Source organism: Flavisolibacter tropicus (assembly GCF_001644645.1).
Classification (GTDB): Bacteria; Bacteroidota; Bacteroidia; order Chitinophagales; family Chitinophagaceae; genus Flavisolibacter; species Flavisolibacter tropicus.
The window spans coordinates 1558953-1578559 of sequence record NZ_CP011390.1 but is presented as its reverse complement, the minus strand read 5'-3'; the positions used below and the strand labels follow the sequence as shown (position 1 = coordinate 1578559).

The window sequence follows — 19607 nt, the reverse complement described above, 5'->3', positions numbered from 1 at the left end:
GAACTCTTTTAATGAAGCTGCTCATCACTCATAATTTTTATATTAATTAATCATTATTCTACTGTAACAGACTTAGCCAGGTTTCTTGGTTTGTCTACATCAAAGTCTTTCGCTACGCCAATATAATAGGCTAGTAGCTGTGTAGGAATGGTGCTTAGCATTGGTGCTACAATTTCATCAGCTTCTGGAACAACAATTACATCATTTGCCAGTGCCGTACTATGTTCATCGCCTTCTGTAATGATGGCAATCACTTTTCCTTTACGGGCTTTGATTTCCTGCATATTGCTGATCACTTTCTCATGGTACGAATCTTTCGTCGCAATAAATACCACAGGTAAGTTTTCATCTACCAACGCAATAGGACCGTGCTTCATTTCTGCTGCTGGATAACCCTCTGCGTGGATGTAAGAGATTTCTTTCAGCTTTAATGCACCTTCCAAGGCTACAGGGAAGTTATACCCTCTACCCAGGAACAGGAAGTCTTGCGCATCTTTATACTTCTCAGCTAACTTCTTGATTTGTTCTTCTTGCTCCAGTAAGCGTGTTACTTTTTCAGGTATAGCATCCAGTTCTTTTAATAAGTGTATGTAGCGCTGTTGGTCGATAGAGCCTTTCATGTGCGCCACCTTCAATGCGATCATGGTTAATACCGCTAATTGAGCAGTGAAGGCTTTTGTTGATGCTACACCAATCTCTGGACCTGCGTGCGTATAAGCGCCGGCGTCAGAAATACGTGCAATAGAAGAACCTACTACGTTTACGACTCCAAGTATAATGGCTCCTTTTGCTTTTGCGTTCTCAATAGCTACAAGCGTATCTGCCGTTTCACCACTTTGGGAAATGGCAATGATCACATCGCCTTTATTAATAACCGGGTTGCGGTACCGGAACTCAGAAGCATATTCTACTTCTACATTGATGCGGCATAGTTCTTCAAAGATGTATTCAGCCACTAAGCCGGCATGCCAGCTGGTACCACATGCTACCATTACTATGCGATTAGCATTCATGATCTGCTCGGCATATTTTTCAACACCGCTCATGGTAATGGTACCTGCAGTCGCGTCTAAACGGCCACGCAAGCAGTCATAAATTGTTTGAGGCTGTTCAAAGATCTCTTTCAGCATGAAATGGTCGTAGCCCCCTTTCTCAATAGCCGCCAGCTCCATATCCAGCTTAGTAATGAATGGCGTTTGACGCTCATTACCTAGGTTCTTTAAGATCAATTCATCGGGCTTAATTATAGCCATCTCATAATCATTTACATACACTACTTCTTTGGTGTACTCAATAATTGGAGAGGCATCAGAAGCCAGGAAATGCTCATTTTTACCGATACCAATTACCAATGGGCTTCCCTTGCGGGCTGCAATCAAAGTATCTGGTGTTTCATTATCGATCAACACAATTACATAAGCGCCTACTACGCGCTTTAATGCTATACGCACCGCCTCTTCCAGCGAGCTGTTGTTGTTCTTTAAGATGTCTTCAATGAAGTTCAATAATACTTCTGTATCGGTATCGCTATGAAATGTATAGCCTTTATTAATAAGGTCTTGTTTCAGTTGGGCGTAGTTTTCAATGATCCCATTATGGATCATTGCCAATCTACCACTGGCAGAAGTGTGCGGGTGTGCATTACGGTCGCTGGGCTCACCGTGTGTTGCCCAACGCGTATGCCCTATACCAATATGAGAGTGTAGGTCTTTGCCTTGAAGGGTTTCTTCCAGTTCGGCTACTTTGCCTTTCTTTTTATGTACTTGTAAGCCAGATCCGTTTAATAAGGCAACACCGCTACTGTCATACCCACGGTATTCCAGGCGCTTTAGACCTTTTAAAATGACAGGATAGGCTTCACGGGGTCCGATGTAGGCAACAATTCCACACATGATTATGTAAGGGTTTAATTTTTAGTAATTGTATAATAGCGAAAATCTAAAAAAAGCGGCATAAGCCAAAAAATAAGTCAATAACCTTAGAGGAGTTTTCCACTTAAGGTAAGGAACGCCACGGAGAAATAAATAATCAGGCCAGTTACATCAACAAGGGTGGCTACAAATGGCGCAGAGCTTACAGCGGGGTCTGCGCCAAGGCGTTTTAAGATCATGGGTAACATACTTCCACAAAGTGTTCCCCATAATACCACACCTAAAAGGGCCACACCTACCGTAATGCCAAGCATCATCCAGTGTTCTCCATAGATTTCTGGTGTAACGGAATGCCATACAAAAATGCGTAAGAAGCCTACCAGTCCTAATACAGTTCCTAATAATAGCCCAGAAGAGATCTCCCGGCGCATTACACGCCACCAGTCACGTAAGGAGATTTCACCAACCGCCATTGCTTGAATAATAAGCGTAGAAGCTTGTGAGCCGCTATTACCGCCACTGGAAATGATCAGGGGGACAAAGAGCGCTAACACTACGGCCTTAGCTATTTCGTCTTCAAAATAAGCCATGGCGGTGGCAGTTAACATTTCTCCCAGAAACAATACAATCAGCCAAACGATCCGCTTTTTGAACAAGCGTAAAAGCGGCATTTCCAGGTAAGGTTGGTCCAACGCTTCTGTACCACCAATCTTTTGTATGTCTTCACTAAACTCCTCACTGGCTACCCACAAAACGTCATCGATCGTTACAATACCCAGCAGTTTATTGCTGTTGCTTACCACTGGCAGTGCCACACGGTTATTCATCTTGAACGCCTCATTGGCTACTTCCTGGTCATCAAATGCATTAAGGGCAATAGTCCGCTCGTCCATTAGATCCGCAACTTTCATATCCGGGTCAGCAAGGATAAATTCACGTATTCGGATATCGTCTAAAAGCTCGCCCTTTTCATTGATTACATAAATAACGTCAATGGTCTCTGTGTTCTTGCCCACCTTACGGATTGTATCCAATACCTCCGCTACGGTGTTGTATTCGTATACATAAACATAGTCGGGGTTCATAAGGCGGCCTACGCTGTTCTCCGGGTACCCCAACAAAGACAAGGTGATCTTGCGTTCATTAGGATCCATCAGCTTGATCAGTTCTCGTACAGCATTGCTGGGCAATTCTTCCAGGAAAGAGGTGCGGTCATCTGCCGGCAGCTCGTTAAGCAATTCGGCTGTTTTGCTAGGAGGGAGGGTTTGAATAATCCGTTGTTGGGTAGGGAATTCAAGTATTTTAAATACGCCCACGGCGCGATGCACAGCCATGCCAGCAATGATCTTGCTCTCCTGCTCCGGATACTCATACACCAATTCTGCTATATCACTGATATTCTGGTCATCCAGAAACTGACGGATCTCCAAATTGTCGCCTGTTTGCAACAGATGTTCAAATTCCTGTGTCAATTGCTCCAACGCCATGCCTCAAAATTACAGGGCAATATGCAAATTCCTTGCTTGAATGTAAAGAAGGATATGTTTGTGCTAGTTGGGATCAAAAAAGCATCGGACTTTAGAATTCCGTTCACTAGGATCTTGTTCGGTAACAAGGCTTTTGTCTGGAACTAATCATTGAAATAAAAGGGGATATGGTTGACGCCAATCAAATCTTCTCATCTGGCCTACTATTTTGATGGTTTCTTCACCCTTCCTTGCCTGCAGCTCCTCCTTTCCTTCATGGCTACGCCTCTCTACCTTCATGGCTCCTCCTCTGTTCCTTCATGGTTACTCCGTATAGAATGGTCAGTTACTCCGTATGGAAGCCTACTTAACTCCGTATCTCACCCGTACCTCGGCCCTACCTCACCCGTACCCTGATCCGTATTCGCTGCTTGGCTACTGCTTTAAAATGGTAAGAGATAGTAGTGAAAGTTGTAATAAGAAGGGTAGATTTTACCCTTAAGAGAAGACGCTAAAGATACAAAAAAGATATGGCCTTAACTGTTCTGTGATCACCTGTTTGTATCTGAATTTAGGATATCTGTTAACAGTTAACTATTGACTATTTCCCATCTTTGCGGCCATTATGAAGCCAATATCGTTTCTGCACCAGGCATTATATGTAGCAAAAACAAAGGAGATGGGGAGAGGCGTGTTTACTAGCGAGCCTTTAGATGCTGGTACAGTCATTGAAATATCTCCAGTTATTGTAATGTCTGGAAAAGACTGGACGCTGCTGGATCAAACGCTACTACACGACTACATTTTTAAATGGGGAAAAGCAGAAAAACAATGTTGTATGGCCTTGGGCTATATACCCCTTTACAATCATGCCTATACTTCCAACTGTGATTATCAGATGAATTTTCGCCAACAACTCATTGCCATAGTTACGGTGCAGCCCATTGAAGCCGGAGGAGAGTTGTTAATTAATTATAATGGCGAAGCAAATGATAGAACTCCACTTTGGTTTGATGCGAAATAGTTTGGAATGATCCTGAAATGTGTCTTATGAAAATGCCAATCTTTTCAGTGGAATAGACATTGTAGTATTCTATAGTAAAGGTTATTTTAATATAGCATTTCCTGTAAACAGTTGACGCTACGATTATTACAGTCTATTATTTATGTAAGGGTTTTCAAAAAAGCAGGTCTGTAGATTTACCAGAAATTCATCCCTTATGAAAAATGTTATTTTAGTTACAGGTCTGCTTTCTATTGGAATCTTCAGCTGTACTTCTAACGAAAATAAACCTCCAAAAGCAGAAAGTGGTACGGTAACAAAAACTACTCTTATTGCAGCTGATACTACACTTAAATCAGAAGAACCTGCAACGAAAGAAAACTTGTTTATGAAAGATGAAGCACTCGGCCCGCTTAGTTTCGGGGCTGATATGTTTTATACAAATAAGATATTGGGGCCTGCCGACTCAGAGTCAGAAGCTGAAATTTGGGGAACCGATGGAGTAGAACACAAAACCCTTACTTATGAAAACGGGATCGTTATAGATATGGTTAGCAAGGATGATAATTACACCATTAATTCCGTTAAAGTAACTTCCTCCTCAGATCTGGCAACTCGTAAAGGCATCAAAATAGGTAGCACTTTAAATGAAGTATTGGCTGCCTATAATAAAAATATTGAAAGACCAATCGCTGACTCTTCAAAAATTATAGCCGGCAGTATTTATGGAGGACTAGTTTTCACTATGGAGAAGGGAAAGGTGGCTTCCATTTTTCTTGGCCAGAGCGCAGAATAACAATTTATGCTGTAGCTTGAAGGTGAATAGTAATCTTAATCTAATAATTACCAAGGTACTAGTAAAAAATAAAGATGCACCTGATTAAAACAGGTGCATCTTTATTTTTTTAGTAAAACGTATTTCTGAATTAATAATAGTAGCGGTCGTTTATTTCACCATTCCTTTGATCTCATTGAGCTTCAATAAAGCCTCCACTGGCGTTAGGCGGTTAATATCAATACCATCCAACATTTTGCGTATATCATCAAAGGTTTGACTATGGGCATCAAAAATACTTAGCTGCATTTTGGGGGCGCTTATCTCTTTAATAGCCTGCTTGGTATTTCCATCCACATGTTTGGTTTCCAGTTGTTTTAATACATCTTTAGCGCGGTCTACCAACTCAGGCGGCATTCCCGCCATGCGTGCCACATGAATACCAAAGCTGTGGGTAGAACCTCCGGGTGCTAGCTTACGCAGGAAGATGATCTTGTTTCCAACCTCTTTATTGGTTACATGGTAATTCTTAACACGCGATAGTTTTTCTTCAAGCTCATTCAGTTCATGATAGTGTGTAGCAAAGAATGTTTTGGGTTGGAAAGGCGAATTGTGCAGATGTTCTGCAATACTCCAGGCAATAGAGATGCCATCGTAAGTAGAGGTGCCACGCCCAATTTCATCCAACAGAATCAAACAACGATCACTTACATTATTGATAATGGAAGCAGTTTCATTCATTTCAACCATGAAGGTACTTTCGCCGGCACTGAGGTTATCAGAAGCACCAACACGAGTAAAGATCTTATCGGTTAATGAAACATGTGCCTCTGATGCTGGGACAAAAGATCCCATATGCGCCATCAATGTAATAAGAGCTGTCTGGCGCAGGAGCGCAGACTTACCACTCATGTTGGGGCCCGTAAGGATGATGATCTGCTGCTCTGATTTATTTAATTCCAGATCATTGCTGATATAGGTTTCCCCGGCTGGTATTGTTCGTTCAATTACAGGGTGGCGCCCTTCTTTAATGATCAATTCATTACCATCATGAAGTTGCGGCTTCTTATAATTGTATTGCAAGGCATTGTTGGCAAAACAACACAAGCAATCCAATGTAGCTACTACTTGTGCATTGGTTTGAATATTGGAGATGAAGTCGTGCAGCTCGTTTACCAGGCTGTCAAACAACTGCATTTCAATAGCTTGCATCTTTTCTTCTGCCGTAACAATCTTTTCCTCGTAGTCTTTCAACTCGGGTGTGATATAGCGTTCGGCATTGGCCAATGTCTGCTTCCGCATCCACTGCGCGGGTACTTTATTCTTATGTACGTTGGTTACTTCTAAATAATAACCAAACACATTGTTGAACCCGATCTTCAAAGAAGAAATGCCGGTTGCTTCCGATTCGCGTTGCTGCATTTGCAGCAAATATTCTTTACCGTTATGGGCAATATTGCGTAGCTCGTCCAGTTCCGCATGAACAGATGCATTGATAAATCCGCCTTTAGAAGCAAGTGCTGGTGGATTGTCTATAATGTGCGATGTAATCTTATCAGCAATATAGAAACAAGGATTGAGCGCATCGGCCAGGCGCTTTAAATAGGCGTTATCACTGGTGTTGCACAATTGCTTGATCACTTCGATTTGGCGTAATGCACGTGCCAGTTGTAATAGTTCTCTTGGGTTGATCTTTTTCAGTGGGATCTTGGCCACTAAGCGTTCCATATCGCCACACTGTCGAGCGGCATGCATCAACTTATTTCTGAGGTCTGTGTTCAAAACAAAATGCTCTACTACATCCAGTCGCTCATTGATCTTATTGATATCTTTTAAAGGAAATACAATCCAGCGTTTAAGCAAGCGGGCACCCATGGGCGTCACTGTATTGTCCAATATTTTCAGGAGTGTATTGCCATTCTCAGTTGTACTGTGTAACAGTTCCAGGTTGCGAATGGTAAAGCGGTCCATCCACAGGTAGTCATGTTGTTCTATGCGTTGGATGGAAGTAATATGCTGCAAGTTAGGATGCTCTGTGTCTTTTAAATAATGCAGCACTGCACTGGCGGCCACCAAACCTAAATGAAAAGAGTCAATACCAAAACCTTTCAGCGAGTGGGTATCAAAATGTTTGAGTAAGCTCTCCTGGGCGTATTGTTCACTAAAGATCCACTCATCCAGGGTATAGGTATAGAACTTAGCGCCAAATTCTTCTTTAAAGCGTTTCTGATGGTGACGCTGGTACACTACTTCGGCTGGTTTGAAACCAGTTAATAGTTTCTCGGCATATTCTCTATCACCTTGAGCGGTAAAGAATTCACCGGTTGAGATATCGAGGAAGGCCAGGCCGTATTGTTCGTTGGCAAAGTGTACCGCTGCCAGGAAGTTGTTAGTGCCGTGCTCTAGTAATTTGTCATTGGTAGTGGTACCAGGTGTTACCATTTCGGTAACACCCCTCTTTACAATACCCTTTACGGTTTTAGGATCTTCCAGCTGGTCGCAGATGGCTACACGGTAACCTGCTTTTACCAGTTTATGTAAATAGGTGTCTAAGGCATGATGCGGAAAGCCAGCCAGCTCGTTTTCAGAGGCTGATCCATTGTTACGCTTAGTAAGTGTAATCCCCAGAACTTGAGAAGCAATTACTGCATCTTGTCCAAACGTTTCATAAAAATCACCCACACGAAACAGCAGTACGGCATCTGGGTACCGGGCTTTAATAGCTTTGTGTTGCTGCATCAGTGGCGTCTCGGCTGTCTTTTGCTTACTCATAGTGGCAGCGGCAAAAATAACAGACACCAAACTAAATCCTTTGTTCTCAATGGACTATTTATCAACAGCAATTCCTCAGTAACTGTACTTTTGCACCGTGAAAAACGAAGAGATCATTCCGCGGAAGCTCTCCATGGACGAGCTGAACCGCAAAACAGTAGATGAATTTAAGCAGTCGGATAAGCTGCCAATTGTAGTGATTTTGGAAAATATCCGTAGTGCCTATAACGTGGGGTCCATGTTCCGTACAGCTGATGCCTTCCTGCTGGAAGCCATTTATATCTGTGGCTATACGGCCCATCCGCCTCATAAAGAGATCAAAAAAACTGCTTTAGGCGCTGAGGATACCGTGCATTGGAAATACATTAAGCCAATTGAAGAAGCCATGGCTGAACTGCGTGCAGAGGGTTATAAGATCTATGCGGTAGAGCAGGCGGAGAATAGCCTTAAGCTTCATGCTGCGAGCTTTAAGCCTGACGAGAAGATCGCCGTGATCTTGGGAAATGAGGTGACAGGGGTGGAGCAGTCAACGATTGCTGCTTGTGATGGTTGTATAGAGATTCCGCAGTTGGGTATGAAGCACTCCCTGAATGTATCTGTAGCTGGTGGGGTAGTGTTGTGGGAGTTGGTGAGAGCTAAGTTGTCTGAACCAGGATTTGGGGAGATGTAAGGATTAGGGAGAAATAGAGTTATGTTTATGTCAATTCCATTTCTTCAGAAAATGGAATTTTTCAAACAAAGAATATAAAGAGTCTTTTATGGCTAATAGCACAAGTTTAGGGGTTGGAGGAACGGTGAAGAATTATTTATCGCTGATCAAGTTTTCGCATACCATTTTTGCGATGCCATTTGCAATGATAGGGTTCTCTTTGGGATATAAATTCCTAAACTCATTATCTCGTGAATATGGTTCATGGCATGAGTTTGAAGATGCACTGGGATATGATATTCATGAGTGGAGTTTTTTTGTATGGAAACTAGGACTGGTTCTGTTGTGTATGGTATTTGCCCGCAGCGCAGCAATGGCGTTTAACCGTTATTTAGATCGTAAGTGGGATGCATTGAATCCAAGAACAGCAATCAGGGAAATTCCTAAAGGTATTATTACGGCTAAGAATGCTTTGGCATTCACTATTGTTTGCTGTGTATTGTTCATCGCAACCACTTATTTTATCAATACGATCTGCTTAGCTTTATCACCTGTAGCCCTGGCGGTCGTTTTAGGATATAGTTATACTAAACGTTTTACGCCTCTTTGCCATTTAATTTTGGGACTGGGTTTATCGCTGGCGCCTATAGGAGCCTACCTTGCTGTTACCGGTTATTTTCACTGGTTGCCTATTCTGTTCTCTTTTACCGTATTGTTTTGGGTAAGTGGCTTTGATATTATTTATGCTTTACAAGACGAGGAGTTTGATAAGTCCAATAAGCTTTATTCCATTCCAGTGGCAGTAGGAAAAGCAAATGCACTGCGTATTTCAGAAATATTACACTTGCTAAGCGCAGCCTGTGTGGTAGCAGCAGGCAAGTTTGGTGGCTTTGGCTGGTTATATTGGATTGGTGTTTTAGTATTTGGTGGTATGCTCATTTACCAACATTCCATTGTAAAGCCTAATGACCTGCGTCGCGTAAATATTGCCTTCATGACCGCCAATGGCATTGCTTCTGTAGTATTTGCGGTGTTTGTAATCGCGGATTTATTTGTCTGAACCACGATTTGGGGAGATTAAGGGATAAGGAAGAAATAGAACTAGGATTTTAAAGAATTAAGGGATTGGGAGGAAAAGGAATATTTATTGGAGTCCATACTCACCATTCACAACTCACCACTCACGAAACTCATTACTCATCACTCATTACTCATCAAAAATGGCTCGAATTCTCTCAATAGACTACGGTGGTAAAAGAACAGGATTAGCGGTGACAGATCCTTTGCAGATTATTGCAACAGGCCTCTGCACTGTGGAAACCCCCAAGCTAATGAGCTTTCTAAAGGATTATTTTGCTAAAGAGCCGGTAGAGCTGATACTAATTGGAATGCCTACCAATTGGGATGATTCAGATACACATGCCACGCCCTTAGTAAAAAAGTTCATCGAACAGTTTAAAAAGAACTTCCCAGCTATGCCTGTTAAAGAAGTTGACGAGCGTTATACTTCCAAAATGGCCTCCCAAGCCATTGCTCAAATGGGTTTAAAGAAAAAGCAGCGGCAAAATAAAGCCTTAGTGGACGAAGTAGCCGCTACCATCATGCTACAAGAGTACCTAAGGCAATTTTAGATTTTTGATTGGCGATTGCAGAGAGTGTTCTTCTTACCTTTGCGCTCAATCACAAATCGTAAATCTCAAATCAGCAATCGAATGATTTTACCAATTGTAGCCTATGGTCACCCTATCCTGCGTAAAGTAGCAACGGATATTAATAAGGATTATCCTCAGCTGGATAAACTAATTGAGGATATGTGGGAAACCATGTATGGTTCTAATGGTGTGGGATTGGCTGCCCCCCAGATCAATCGTGATATCCGCCTGTTTGTGATTGACAGTGCTCAAATCTTTGAGAACATGGATGATCAGGATCGTGCTGAAGAAACCTATCCTGATGATCCGGGCACCAAACAAGTCTTTATCAATGCGCAGATCATTGAAGAGCAAGGCGATGATTGGGCCTACAATGAAGGCTGTTTAAGTATTCCTAAGATCCGGGAAGATATCTACCGTGCTGAAGAGGTAACTATTGAGTTCCTGGATGAGCATTTTGTAAAACATACCAAAACCTATAATGGTATAACTGCTCGTATCATCCTGCACGAATACGATCATATTGAAGGAAAACTCTTCATTGATCATATTTCTCCTTTAAAACGCAAATTGATCAAGCGTAAGCTGGACGATATCGCAAAAGGAAATATCCGCGTAGATTACAAAATGATGTTCCCTAAATAAAGAGAATATCATGAGGGTACTGCTCTGCTTTTGCCTTCTTCTATTTACTGCAAATGTTTTTAGTCAGGATACTGCTGACATAGAAGCGGTACGGCGCACTGTAAACCTAAGCGAGGTAGTGGTGCGTAGTGACCTCAATGTACCGCGCTTTCTGCAACGTGTTAAGAACGATAGTTCCTATTATAAAGCGTTTAAAAACCTGCGTGTACTTGGATTTACCTCTTTGAACTCCATCCAAATGAGGGATAAAAAGGGAAGTGTAGTGGCGTCCTTAAATAGCCGCACCCGCCAGAAACGGGTTAATGGCTGTCGCAGTATGGATGTATTGGAAGAAAAAGTAAGCGGCGACTTTTATGACGACGGGGCCTATAATTATTATACAGCCGAACTCTATGCGTCTCTCTTTTTTACCAAGGGCACTGTCTGCGGAGAATCCAATATTGTCAGTGGAGTAGAGCGCAATGTAAAAGACAAAAAGGGTGTAGAAAAGCACAAAGAGCAGCTAAAAATGTTGTTCTTTAATCCCGGCAAAAAGATCCCGGGTATTCCCTTCATTGGCGACAAGCTAGATGTGTTTGATGAAGATGTAGCGCAGTATTACGACTTTTCTATTGACACTGCCGACCTCAATGGCCAACCTGCCTATGTCTTTGCCATCAAGCGCAAAGCAGATTTGAGTTCTTCAGAAAGAAACAAGATTGTTTACGATAACATTACCACTTGGTTTAATCAAAGGACCATGGAGATCATTGCCCGCTCTTACGATCTAAGCTATGATGCCGGCGTGTATGACTTTGATGTTCACATGGATGTAGAAATGCAGCAAGTGGGCAACTATATTGTACCTCGTCTTATGCGGTATACCGGCAATTGGTATGTGTTTGGAAAGGGTAGAGAGCGAGGCGTGTTTACAGCGACAATATTTGATGTAAAATAGCGGCCCCCTCCAGCTCCCCCGAAGGGGGAGGGACCCAAGGCACAGAAGCCAGCTTAACAGCGCACATTTCTTTTACATTTAAGTCAACAAACAAAATAGCACTCCGCTTGTAGGAGTGCTATTCTTATATAGTGCTGTTTGTACTTGTGGTTCTGTATGGTGGCGAAGTCCTCCCTTAAGGAGGATTTAGGAGGGCCTCCGTTAGCTCTCATAGTTTTTAGGTGCCGTATAGTTTCTCCACTTCTCTATTACCGCTTTAATATCCTCAGCCACTTCTGTATCAAAGAACATTTCCTTGCCGGTAGTAGGGTGTACAAAACCTAACGTTTTGGCATGTAAAGCCTGACGGGTGCAAATAGCAAAACAATTTTCTACAAACTGTTTGTACTTGGTATAAACAGTTCCTTTTACAATGCGGTCACCGCCGTAGAAGTCGTCGTTGAAAAGCGGGTGGCCCAGGTGTTTCATATGCACACGGATCTGGTGTGTACGCCCGGTTTCCAATACGCATTGAATAACGCTTACATAGTTCAAACGCTCTATAACTTTATAGTGTGTAATAGCTTCTTTACCATGTTCACCATCCGGGTAGGCCGCAAATAGCTTGCGGAAGCGTTGGTGTCGACCCACATGGGCAATCACAGTGCCGCTATCTTGTTCTACTTCACCCCATACTAAGGCTACATATTGACGCTTAACGGTGTGGTCAAAGAACTGCTTGGCCAGGTGGCGCATAGCTTTGTCGGTTTTGGCCAGCACTAGCAGTCCGCTGGTGTTTTTATCTATACGGTGTACCAATCCAAACCGTGGAAGGGTTTCTTCGCTGATCTCTGGATTCTTTTGTTGCAGGTAATACGCCACCCCATTTAGTAAGGTGCCAGTGTAATTACCGCTGCCGGGGTGAACCACCATGCCAGCCGGTTTGTTGATGATCATCAAGTCGTCGTCTTCATACACGATATTCAGGTCCATTTTCTCTGGCACTACGTCCGTGCTTTCCGGCGATACATCTGAATACACAATGATTTCATCAAGGGGCTTGATCTTGTAATTCTGCTTTACTTCCTTGCCATTTACCAGTACCATACCGGTATTGATGGCCTGTTGCAGTTTATTACGCGTGGCCCCTTCTATACGGCCCATTAAAAACTTATCGATCCGAAAGGGCTCCTGGCCTTTATCGATCTTGAATTGGAATCGCTCATACAGTTCATCACTGCTCTCGGCGTTTTCTATATTTTCGGGGAGTTCCTGTTCCTGATTCATTGTTTGCAAAAATAACGACTCAGAAGACTGTAAATTTGCATCCTGTTATGGAAAAACAAGCAGTGCATTTTCAGGACCTGGGAAAAATGGATTATCAGTCGGCCTGGGACTATCAGGAAAAGCTACTTCAGGATAATGTGAAGCTTAAGTCAATGGTTCATAGTTCAGATGAGAAAGTTGATCCACTTCAACTTCCTACTCAACACCATTTGCTGCTGGTAGAACATCCGCCTGTTTATACACTAGGTAAAAGTGGAAAGATGGAGCATGTGCTGATCAATGAGCAAGAGCGTACTGAAAAAGGCATTCAGTTTTTCCAAACAAATCGGGGTGGTGATATTACTTTCCATGGCCCTGCTCAAATTGTCGGTTATCCCATTTTAGACCTCGAAAAATTCTATACAGACATTGGTCGCTATCTGCGTGAGCTGGAAGAAGTGATCATTTTAACACTAGCGGATTATGGTATTGTGGCTGGACGTTCAGCAGGGGAAACCGGTGTTTGGATAGATGCATTTATAAAAGGAAAGGAACGCAAGATCTGCGCTATGGGCGTACGCTGCAGCCGTTGGGTTACCATGCACGGCTTTGCGCTGAATGTAAATACTGATTTGAACTACTTCAATTATATAATTCCCTGTGGTATACAGAATAAAAAAGTGACCTCTATAAAAGAAGAATTAGGACGTGAAGTAGATTTTGAAGAAGTAAAAAGCAAGTTGAAGAAGAATTTTGAAAAGGTCTTCAACGTGGAATTAACTACTGCTTAAAAATCTTTATTTAAGTAAAACTTGTGGCGCTCTACTAATTTGTCATCGTCATAAAGTTCAAAGTTGAACCAGCCGGCATGAATAAAGTTGGCTTTATCCAGTGTTAATGCCTTGTCCTTAATAGGCTTTATTTCAAAAAGTGGCGTATTGTTTTCTTCAAAAAACTTGATGCTATACTTTTTGCTATCTGCGTCCGGCAGGTTGATATACACATAGCCCTCTTTGTTAGTATACACATAAAAAGAAGGAACAAAGGTTGGTTTCTTCGCTATGTTACCATTCGTAGTACCATTAACTGATTTGGCTGTATCAGATGCTTTTTTATCACCCGGTATTAGCGGCTGCACGGCCATTTTTCCGGCTGTATCCTGTATAGGCCTTTTAGAGGGGGTAAAATAAAATGAACCACCTTCCATGGCATAAAAGATCCGGTAAAACATATGGTCATTAGGCGCTTTATTATCCGCGTAGCCGTTTTGGATCGCTTTTGGGTCAGCTACGGTAAGTATCGTTTTAAAGAATTGCAAGCTATCGTGTGAGCGTTGAATACTGATTTGATTAATGTTGGTAAATGTGTTCATCCATCCTATGATCACACGTCCATTACCAATATGACGAGCCGAGAAATGAGGCAGTGTATCCTGTGCAAAAAGTGACGAAGCCGATGTTGATAAGGCGGCTATAATAAAAAAGCGAATAAGTCCTTTCATAAACACAGGATTGTTGGGTCTTTTAGCAAAAACGATGCGCAAATATAATTGGAGCGAATATAGACATTAGAATATTAACGAATCCTTCGGCAGGGAACGGTTGCCTTGCAATCCTCCACTGTGTATTAGTAAAATATTACTTCCCTCAGCAAAGTATCCTTCCTTTATTAACTGGTCGGCAGCAAAAAAGGCCTTGCCAGTGTATACAAAATCCAGCGGGATAGTGGTAGCTGCATACCATTGGTTCATAAATGCTATTAATTCAGGAGTGGATTTAGCATAACCTCTGAAATGAAAATCATGGAGCAGTGTATATCGGTTTTGCAGCGGTTGCGGTAATAATGCATTGATCTCTTCTATCAAGCTGAAAGCGTTTTTTAATACAGAGATACCTATGATTTTTTGCCCAATATTTGCTGCTCTTACCAGTCCGGATAAGGTGGTGCCTGTGCCTACAGCAGTAATAAAATGGCTATATTTACGCTGATCACAATGATCAAGTATGGTGGCGGCTCCCATGCTGCCTGCAGTACCATAACCGCCTTCATGCACTACCAGCATGTCATGCCCTTCGTAGTGCTCAAATACAACAGGTGGAATCTCTTTTAGCTTATACATTTCCCTGGAAACAAAATACAGGTCCATTTCCAATGCTTCTGCTTCTTGTAAAGTGTGGGACAATTGCTGCGATCTTTCCCCACGAATAATACCAATGGCCTGTAATCCTAATTCTTTGGCTGCCGCAGCTGTAGCCACAATATGATTAGAAAAAGCGCCACCAAAGGTGAGGAGTTGCTTTTTGTTTTGTTCTTGCGCCTGCTTTACATACTCCTTCAGCTTAAACCATTTATTGCCGGAAACCAATGGATGGATCTGATCTAGCCGCAATACATCTACGTTTACGCCAAAGGGCTGGTATAAATTTTTTAGCGACTGAACGCTAATTGATGGAAAGGATAAAAAATGCATAGTGAAGCTCGAGGCGAATTTATTTATTTTCGCTGCCAATTGTCCGGAATAAATCCAGAATGATCAAACAGGCTACGCCTGGAAAACAAAAAAACAAAAACAGATTAATTAAAAATAATCAGATGAAACCAACATTAGTAATTATGGCCGCTGGTATGGCATCTCGCTATGGCAGCATGAAACAAATTCAACAGTTCGGACCCAGTGGTGAAACTATTATGGATTACTCTATCTATGATGCTATCCGCGCTGGATTTGATAAGGTGGTTTTTATTATACGTAGAGATTTTGCTGAAGACTTTAAAGCCATTTTTGAACCTAAGCTGAATGGTAAGATCAAGACTGAATATGTTTTCCAGGATATGGATGCTTATATAGGCGATTTTAGTGTACCAGCTGATCGTAAAAAGCCCTGGGGTACATCGCACGCTATATTATGTGCAAAGACCGTTGTAAACGAGCCCTTTGCCGTTATCAATGCTGATGACTTTTATGGTAGCGATGGTTTTCAGAAAGCATATGACTTCCTGACAACTCAATGTGATGAAAAAACGTATGGCTTAGTAGGTTATGAGCTGAATAAAACACTTTCTGAAAACGGTTCTGTTAGCCGTGGTGTTTGTGAAGTAGGGGAGAATAATAACCTGGTGGCTATTAATGAGCGGGTTAAGCTCTATAGAGAAAATGGCAAAATGGTATATGAAGAAGCTGATGGCAGCAAGCACCCAGTGCCAGAAGATGCAAAAGCATCAATGAACTTCTGGTGTTTCCATCCTTCTTTATTTAGCTTTTTGCAAGAAGAGTTCATGACCTTTTTAGAACAAAATGTAAGCGACCCTAAAGCAGAGTTTTTGATTCCTTATACAGCCGATCGTTTTATTAAAACCGGTAGAGGCAATATCAAGGTAATTCCTACAAACGCTCAATGGTTTGGTGTTACTTACAAAGAAGACGCTCCTGTGGTTACTGAAAATATTAATAATCAGGTAAAAAGTGGCTCCTATCCTAACGGATTGTGGAAGTAAGGTTGGCAGCGCATGCTCATCCCCTAAAGGAAAGGCTCGGCTCGTGAAACGTCAAACGTGAGACGTGAAAGGGAAATCCGAAAGTTCATCTTTTCTACATAAAATAAGCACTCCTCAGGGGTGCTTATTTGTTTTAAGAGCTTTCCCTTCCTAATGCCAGGTTTTCTGAAAAAGGAAAACAGGGCCCCAAGCTACAGATAGCTACTTATTAAAGAATTTAGTCATTCCTTGCCTGGTCTTCATCCCCTTTTCTTCGATTTTCCTTCGATTCTTCTTCGATATTCCTTCAATAGATAGGATCGAACGAAATACGGTGCAGAATCGGTCGATTTATGTGAAAAAGAGCTAAGAATGATTCCTTCTAATGCACCTTTCTACATATGGTTCAAACAGCTTTGTATTCCGGAGGTGGTATTATTTACTATTGCCGGGTGAAAAAAATCCTTCTCTTAACCAGTTGCTACATAAATACTGAGGATTTGTGAGTGGAGTGTGATCTGGCTACGATTTGTAAACGACCATAAAAGGGATAGTTGAAACAAATTGGTAAGTGGTTGGAAAATAATAAGTTATGTTCCTTAAATTGTAGGTTTAACCTATGAAGGGTTGGCTAAAATGCAGGTAATAGGCCGGGCTGTCTGGTTAACCGGAAATAAAAAAGCACCCCGTTAAATGGAGTGCTTTTGTTTTATAAAGAGGTTTTGATCTTCTGGTTTTGTGTGACGGATCAATGACTAATGACTATTGACCACTGACTAGCTGAGCTTCAGCCGCGCAGCCTTAGTTCACCTTCACCATATAGATAAACTCGCTGATCTTTTTAACCTGTTGAGTTCTATCCAAGCTTTTTATAGAAGATGAGGTTGGCAGTTTTACCTTTTTATAACCGGTATCTGACTGCAGGGCAGCTATAGCCTGGTGGATGTATTTAGATTGTGTAGCAAATACAGCACCTTCAGCACTCACTTGCTTAGCGCTTAAAATACCAATTACTTCACCGTTACGGTTAAAAATAGGACCTCCACTGTTTCCTGGATTAGCGGCAATTGCTATCTGGCAGGTAAGTGTATCGCCATTAAAGCCTGTTTTCGCAGCCATATAGCCTTCGCCATAAACCATATCGTTCCTAGGGAAACCTAAGGTGTAAACCGTTTCGGCAACTTCTGGCTCTGTTTTCTTGATAGCATATGGCAGGGCAGTAGGCGCTTTGAAAGCAGTATCTTCTATTTTTAAGATGGCTACATCGCGGGCAATGTCATTATATATCACTTTGACTTTAAGATCCTTACCCTCGTTGTTTTGGACTACAATATTGCGTGCATCTTTAATAACGTGAGCATTCGTTACTACCAATCCCTTTGCATTAATCAGAAATGCCGTACCTCCGGTAGTATAGTTGATGACAGGAGTAGCAATATTCTGTTTAATAGAATTGATTTCTTGCTTTTGAATGATAGTCTGGTCTTTTATGTCTTTGAGCTGGCCACTTAGATATTCCAGTTCATTCTTTTGTTGTTTTCCTGGCGACATATACCAAATCAAGCTACTCATTGTCAATGCTGTAATGCCAGCAATCGAAGCCGCAATGGCAGCAGTACGCTTATAACGGTTATACAATTGAATAACCTTGGCTTTGCCTTTCACCGTAGGGGAGGCAATAGCTCCTGTTTCAGCTAAATGAGTATGCGTATCGTTCAGCAAGCTCTTGAACGCCTTGGTTTCATCAAAGCGGTTCATTTGCTGTAGGAAGAAAGTGTGTTCTACTACCAACTGATCAATTTCAGGGTTGGTTTTGCGTAGCTGTTCAAAATACACGCGATCATCAGGTGACATTTGCCCTGAAATATAAAGTTCGACTGCTTCTAGTAATTTAATGTCATCCATCTTCAGGATTCCGTTTTATACTGCGTAAAGAATAATTTTTTTAATCGCATCAGGCATTTGTACTTCTGGTTCTTGGCATTGTCTGCATTGGTGTAACCAAAGCTGCTGGCAATGTCTTGCATCTGCCTTTTTTGTAGGTAAAAAGCTTCTAATAAGCTTTTGCAGGGTTCTCCTAAGCTGTTCATTGCCTTTTCCATCATGGTAAACTCCGTATCTCTCTTCTCGTGCTCTTCAAGGTCATCGTCTACTATAACTAGATCTTCATGACTATGGTTGCTACTCAAAATCTTATTTTGTTGTAACAACCGTTTGAGCCATAGGCGGCGGCAAACAGAGTAGAGGTAAGTTTTTATCTGGCAATTAAGTTCAAAAGAGCCTGTTTTTACCTTTTGATACAATACAATCATAGCCTCCTGAAACACATCCTTAGCGTCATCAGCTGTACCGTTGTTATTGATAATCAGTGCCTGAATCGTGTTATAATTGTTCTTATATATCGTTTCAACCGCTTTTTTATCATCCTTAGCCAGTCCCTGGAGCAATTCTATTTCGTTGTCCGTTGCTTTCAATGTATCAAGATTTAATACCAAGCATTAAAAATAGTAACCCGAACAAGGGGAAAAAAATTTTTAAAAATTGTGGGTTACCTTTTTTCAATCTGGGCATTAATCCTTTAAACGCGGTGAAATGAAGAAATTATTCGCCCTATTTGTAATCGCTGCATCTATTTCAGCTTGTAATAGTTCTGGTAATACAGGATCGGCTGATGTAAAGGATTCAGCTTTAGAAAAGATTGATTCTGCGGGTGATGCACGCGTGGATTCAGTTAAACAAGCTACTGATAGCTTACAAAATAAGGTAGAGGCTTCTTTTGATAAAACTGATTCTGCCAATAAAGCATTGGCTGATACAGCTCATAAAAAGTAAGAAAGATTCAACCCGTAATTAGTCCGTTTCCGGGAAATAATATAATTCAACCATTTAAAGACAATTAAATTCAAACAAATCATGAAAAAGTTCTTAGCAATCGCAGCTATCGCAGGTACATTAGTAGCTTGTAACAATGAATCTAAAACAACTGAAACAAAAGATACAACAACTGTTGTAACTCCAGTTGCTCCTGATACAACTCAAGTTGTAACTACTACAACAACTACTACTGATACTAACCATGTTGAAGGTAAGGATACAACATCTCACAAGTAATTATAAT

19 protein-coding genes are annotated in these 19607 nt (G+C 41.7%); 11 read left to right on the top strand and 8 right to left on the bottom strand.

Annotation, left to right across the window (positions count from 1 at the left end):
* Window positions 1-53: 53 nt before the first annotated feature.
* Both glmS and mgtE read right to left on the bottom strand, forming a co-directional pair.
* Window positions 54-1892 (bottom strand): glutamine--fructose-6-phosphate transaminase (isomerizing), encoded by a 1839-nt coding sequence (gene glmS, locus SY85_RS06605; protein ID WP_066402652.1) that lies wholly within the window; start codon window positions 1890-1892, stop codon window positions 54-56.
* 86 nt (window positions 1893-1978) lie between these two features.
* Complete coding sequence (mgtE, locus tag SY85_RS06600) at window positions 1979-3358, bottom strand: magnesium transporter (RefSeq protein ID WP_066402650.1); 1380 nt, start codon at window positions 3356-3358, stop codon at window positions 1979-1981.
* A 604-nt stretch (window positions 3359-3962) separates the two neighbouring features.
* Here mgtE and SY85_RS06595 point away from each other — a divergent pair.
* Both SY85_RS06595 and SY85_RS06590 read left to right on the top strand, forming a co-directional pair.
* The gene (locus SY85_RS06595) at window positions 3963-4361 is read left to right on the top strand and encodes an SET domain-containing protein-lysine N-methyltransferase (RefSeq protein ID WP_066402646.1); all 399 of its coding nucleotides are present in this window, start codon (window positions 3963-3965) and stop codon (window positions 4359-4361) included.
* A gap of 196 nt (window positions 4362-4557) precedes the next feature.
* The gene (locus SY85_RS06590; protein WP_066402644.1) at window positions 4558-5136 is read left to right on the top strand and encodes a hypothetical protein; all 579 of its coding nucleotides are present in this window, start codon (window positions 4558-4560) and stop codon (window positions 5134-5136) included.
* Between the two features lie 150 nt (window positions 5137-5286).
* Here the strand turns inward: SY85_RS06590 and mutS are convergent, their stop codons facing one another.
* Window positions 5287-7914 (bottom strand): DNA mismatch repair protein MutS, encoded by a 2628-nt coding sequence (gene mutS / locus SY85_RS06585; protein WP_226999088.1) that lies wholly within the window; start codon window positions 7912-7914, stop codon window positions 5287-5289.
* Between the two features lie 70 nt (window positions 7915-7984).
* Here mutS and SY85_RS06580 point away from each other — a divergent pair, with 70 nt between their 5' ends.
* The 5 genes from SY85_RS06580 to SY85_RS06560 all read left to right on the top strand — a co-directional run bounded on the left by SY85_RS06580 (window position 7985) and on the right by SY85_RS06560 (window position 11770).
* A complete protein-coding gene (locus SY85_RS06580; RefSeq protein ID WP_335583200.1) occupies window positions 7985-8557 on the top strand; it encodes an RNA methyltransferase in 573 nt (190 codons plus the stop codon).
* 88 nt (window positions 8558-8645) lie between these two features.
* Window positions 8646-9596: a UbiA-like polyprenyltransferase gene (locus tag SY85_RS06575; RefSeq protein ID WP_066402638.1), complete on the top strand. Its 951-nt coding sequence runs from the start codon at window positions 8646-8648 to the stop codon at window positions 9594-9596.
* A gap of 160 nt (window positions 9597-9756) precedes the next feature.
* On the top strand, window positions 9757-10167 hold the full coding sequence (gene ruvX, locus SY85_RS06570) for a Holliday junction resolvase RuvX (RefSeq protein WP_066402636.1): 411 nt from the start codon (window positions 9757-9759) through the stop codon (window positions 10165-10167).
* Window positions 10168-10248: 81 nt separating this feature from the next.
* Window positions 10249-10833, top strand: coding sequence for a peptide deformylase (gene def, locus SY85_RS06565; RefSeq protein ID WP_066402635.1), 585 nt, complete (start codon window positions 10249-10251; stop codon window positions 10831-10833).
* Between the two features lie 10 nt (window positions 10834-10843).
* Window positions 10844-11770 (top strand): hypothetical protein, encoded by a 927-nt coding sequence (locus tag SY85_RS06560; protein ID WP_066402633.1) that lies wholly within the window; start codon window positions 10844-10846, stop codon window positions 11768-11770.
* Between the two features lie 201 nt (window positions 11771-11971).
* On the opposite strand, the gene SY85_RS06555 is transcribed toward SY85_RS06560, so the two are convergent.
* Window positions 11972-13036, bottom strand: coding sequence for an RluA family pseudouridine synthase (locus SY85_RS06555; RefSeq protein WP_066402630.1), 1065 nt, complete (start codon window positions 13034-13036; stop codon window positions 11972-11974).
* 47 nt (window positions 13037-13083) lie between these two features.
* Between SY85_RS06555 and lipB the strand changes: the two genes are divergently transcribed.
* Complete coding sequence (gene lipB / locus SY85_RS06550; protein ID WP_066402628.1) at window positions 13084-13806, top strand: lipoyl(octanoyl) transferase LipB; 723 nt, start codon at window positions 13084-13086, stop codon at window positions 13804-13806.
* Here lipB and SY85_RS06545 read toward each other — a convergent pair.
* Window positions 13803-14516, bottom strand: coding sequence for a hypothetical protein (locus SY85_RS06545; RefSeq protein ID WP_066402626.1), 714 nt, complete (start codon window positions 14514-14516; stop codon window positions 13803-13805). The genes lipB and SY85_RS06545 overlap by 4 nt on opposite strands.
* Before the next feature lie 66 nt (window positions 14517-14582).
* A complete protein-coding gene (locus tag SY85_RS06540; protein WP_066402625.1) occupies window positions 14583-15485 on the bottom strand; it encodes a 1-aminocyclopropane-1-carboxylate deaminase/D-cysteine desulfhydrase in 903 nt (300 codons plus the stop codon).
* A 122-nt stretch (window positions 15486-15607) separates the two neighbouring features.
* Between SY85_RS06540 and SY85_RS06535 the strand changes: the two genes are divergently transcribed.
* A complete protein-coding gene (locus SY85_RS06535; RefSeq protein WP_066409445.1) occupies window positions 15608-16510 on the top strand; it encodes a sugar phosphate nucleotidyltransferase in 903 nt (300 codons plus the stop codon).
* A 780-nt stretch (window positions 16511-17290) separates the two neighbouring features.
* Here SY85_RS06535 and SY85_RS06530 read toward each other — a convergent pair.
* Window positions 17291-18394: a S1C family serine protease gene (locus SY85_RS06530; protein WP_066402623.1), complete on the bottom strand. Its 1104-nt coding sequence runs from the start codon at window positions 18392-18394 to the stop codon at window positions 17291-17293.
* Between the two features lie 2 nt (window positions 18395-18396).
* A complete protein-coding gene (locus tag SY85_RS06525; RefSeq protein WP_066402622.1) occupies window positions 18397-18963 on the bottom strand; it encodes an RNA polymerase sigma factor in 567 nt (188 codons plus the stop codon).
* 118 nt (window positions 18964-19081) lie between these two features.
* Between SY85_RS06525 and SY85_RS06520 the strand changes: the two genes are divergently transcribed.
* Both SY85_RS06520 and SY85_RS06515 read left to right on the top strand, forming a co-directional pair.
* Entirely contained in the window at window positions 19082-19321 is a 240-nt protein-coding gene (locus tag SY85_RS06520) for a putative periplasmic lipoprotein (RefSeq protein WP_066402620.1), read from the top strand.
* Window positions 19322-19402: 81 nt separating this feature from the next.
* Entirely contained in the window at window positions 19403-19600 is a 198-nt protein-coding gene (locus tag SY85_RS06515) for a hypothetical protein (RefSeq protein ID WP_066402619.1), read from the top strand.
* The last annotated feature ends 7 nt before the right edge of the window (window positions 19601-19607 follow it).

Bases quoted from the DNA above. Each gene is read 5' to 3' on its own strand.
- mgtE (WP_066402650.1), bottom strand. From the start codon at position 3,358: ATGGCGTTGGAGCAATTGACACAGGAATTTGAACATCTGTTGCAAACA.
- lipB (WP_066402628.1), top strand. From the start codon at position 13,084: ATGGAAAAACAAGCAGTGCATTTTCAGGACCTGGGAAAAATGGATTAT.
- ruvX (WP_066402636.1), top strand. From the start codon at position 9,757: ATGGCTCGAATTCTCTCAATAGACTACGGTGGTAAAAGAACAGGATTA.
- SY85_RS06535 (WP_066409445.1), top strand. From the start codon at position 15,608: ATGAAACCAACATTAGTAATTATGGCCGCTGGTATGGCATCTCGCTAT.
- SY85_RS06530 (WP_066402623.1), bottom strand. From the start codon at position 18,394: ATGGATGACATTAAATTACTAGAAGCAGTCGAACTTTATATTTCAGGG.
- glmS (WP_066402652.1), bottom strand. From the start codon at position 1,892: ATGTGTGGAATTGTTGCCTACATCGGACCCCGTGAAGCCTATCCTGTC.
- SY85_RS06590 (WP_066402644.1), top strand. From the start codon at position 4,558: ATGAAAAATGTTATTTTAGTTACAGGTCTGCTTTCTATTGGAATCTTC.
- SY85_RS06560 (WP_066402633.1), top strand. From the start codon at position 10,844: ATGAGGGTACTGCTCTGCTTTTGCCTTCTTCTATTTACTGCAAATGTT.
- SY85_RS06515 (WP_066402619.1), top strand. From the start codon at position 19,403: ATGAAAAAGTTCTTAGCAATCGCAGCTATCGCAGGTACATTAGTAGCT.
- SY85_RS06520 (WP_066402620.1), top strand. From the start codon at position 19,082: ATGAAGAAATTATTCGCCCTATTTGTAATCGCTGCATCTATTTCAGCT.
- SY85_RS06595 (WP_066402646.1), top strand. From the start codon at position 3,963: ATGAAGCCAATATCGTTTCTGCACCAGGCATTATATGTAGCAAAAACA.
- SY85_RS06555 (WP_066402630.1), bottom strand. From the start codon at position 13,036: ATGAATCAGGAACAGGAACTCCCCGAAAATATAGAAAACGCCGAGAGC.
- def (WP_066402635.1), top strand. From the start codon at position 10,249: ATGATTTTACCAATTGTAGCCTATGGTCACCCTATCCTGCGTAAAGTA.
- SY85_RS06545 (WP_066402626.1), bottom strand. From the start codon at position 14,516: ATGAAAGGACTTATTCGCTTTTTTATTATAGCCGCCTTATCAACATCG.
- SY85_RS06575 (WP_066402638.1), top strand. From the start codon at position 8,646: ATGGCTAATAGCACAAGTTTAGGGGTTGGAGGAACGGTGAAGAATTAT.
- SY85_RS06540 (WP_066402625.1), bottom strand. From the start codon at position 15,485: ATGCATTTTTTATCCTTTCCATCAATTAGCGTTCAGTCGCTAAAAAAT.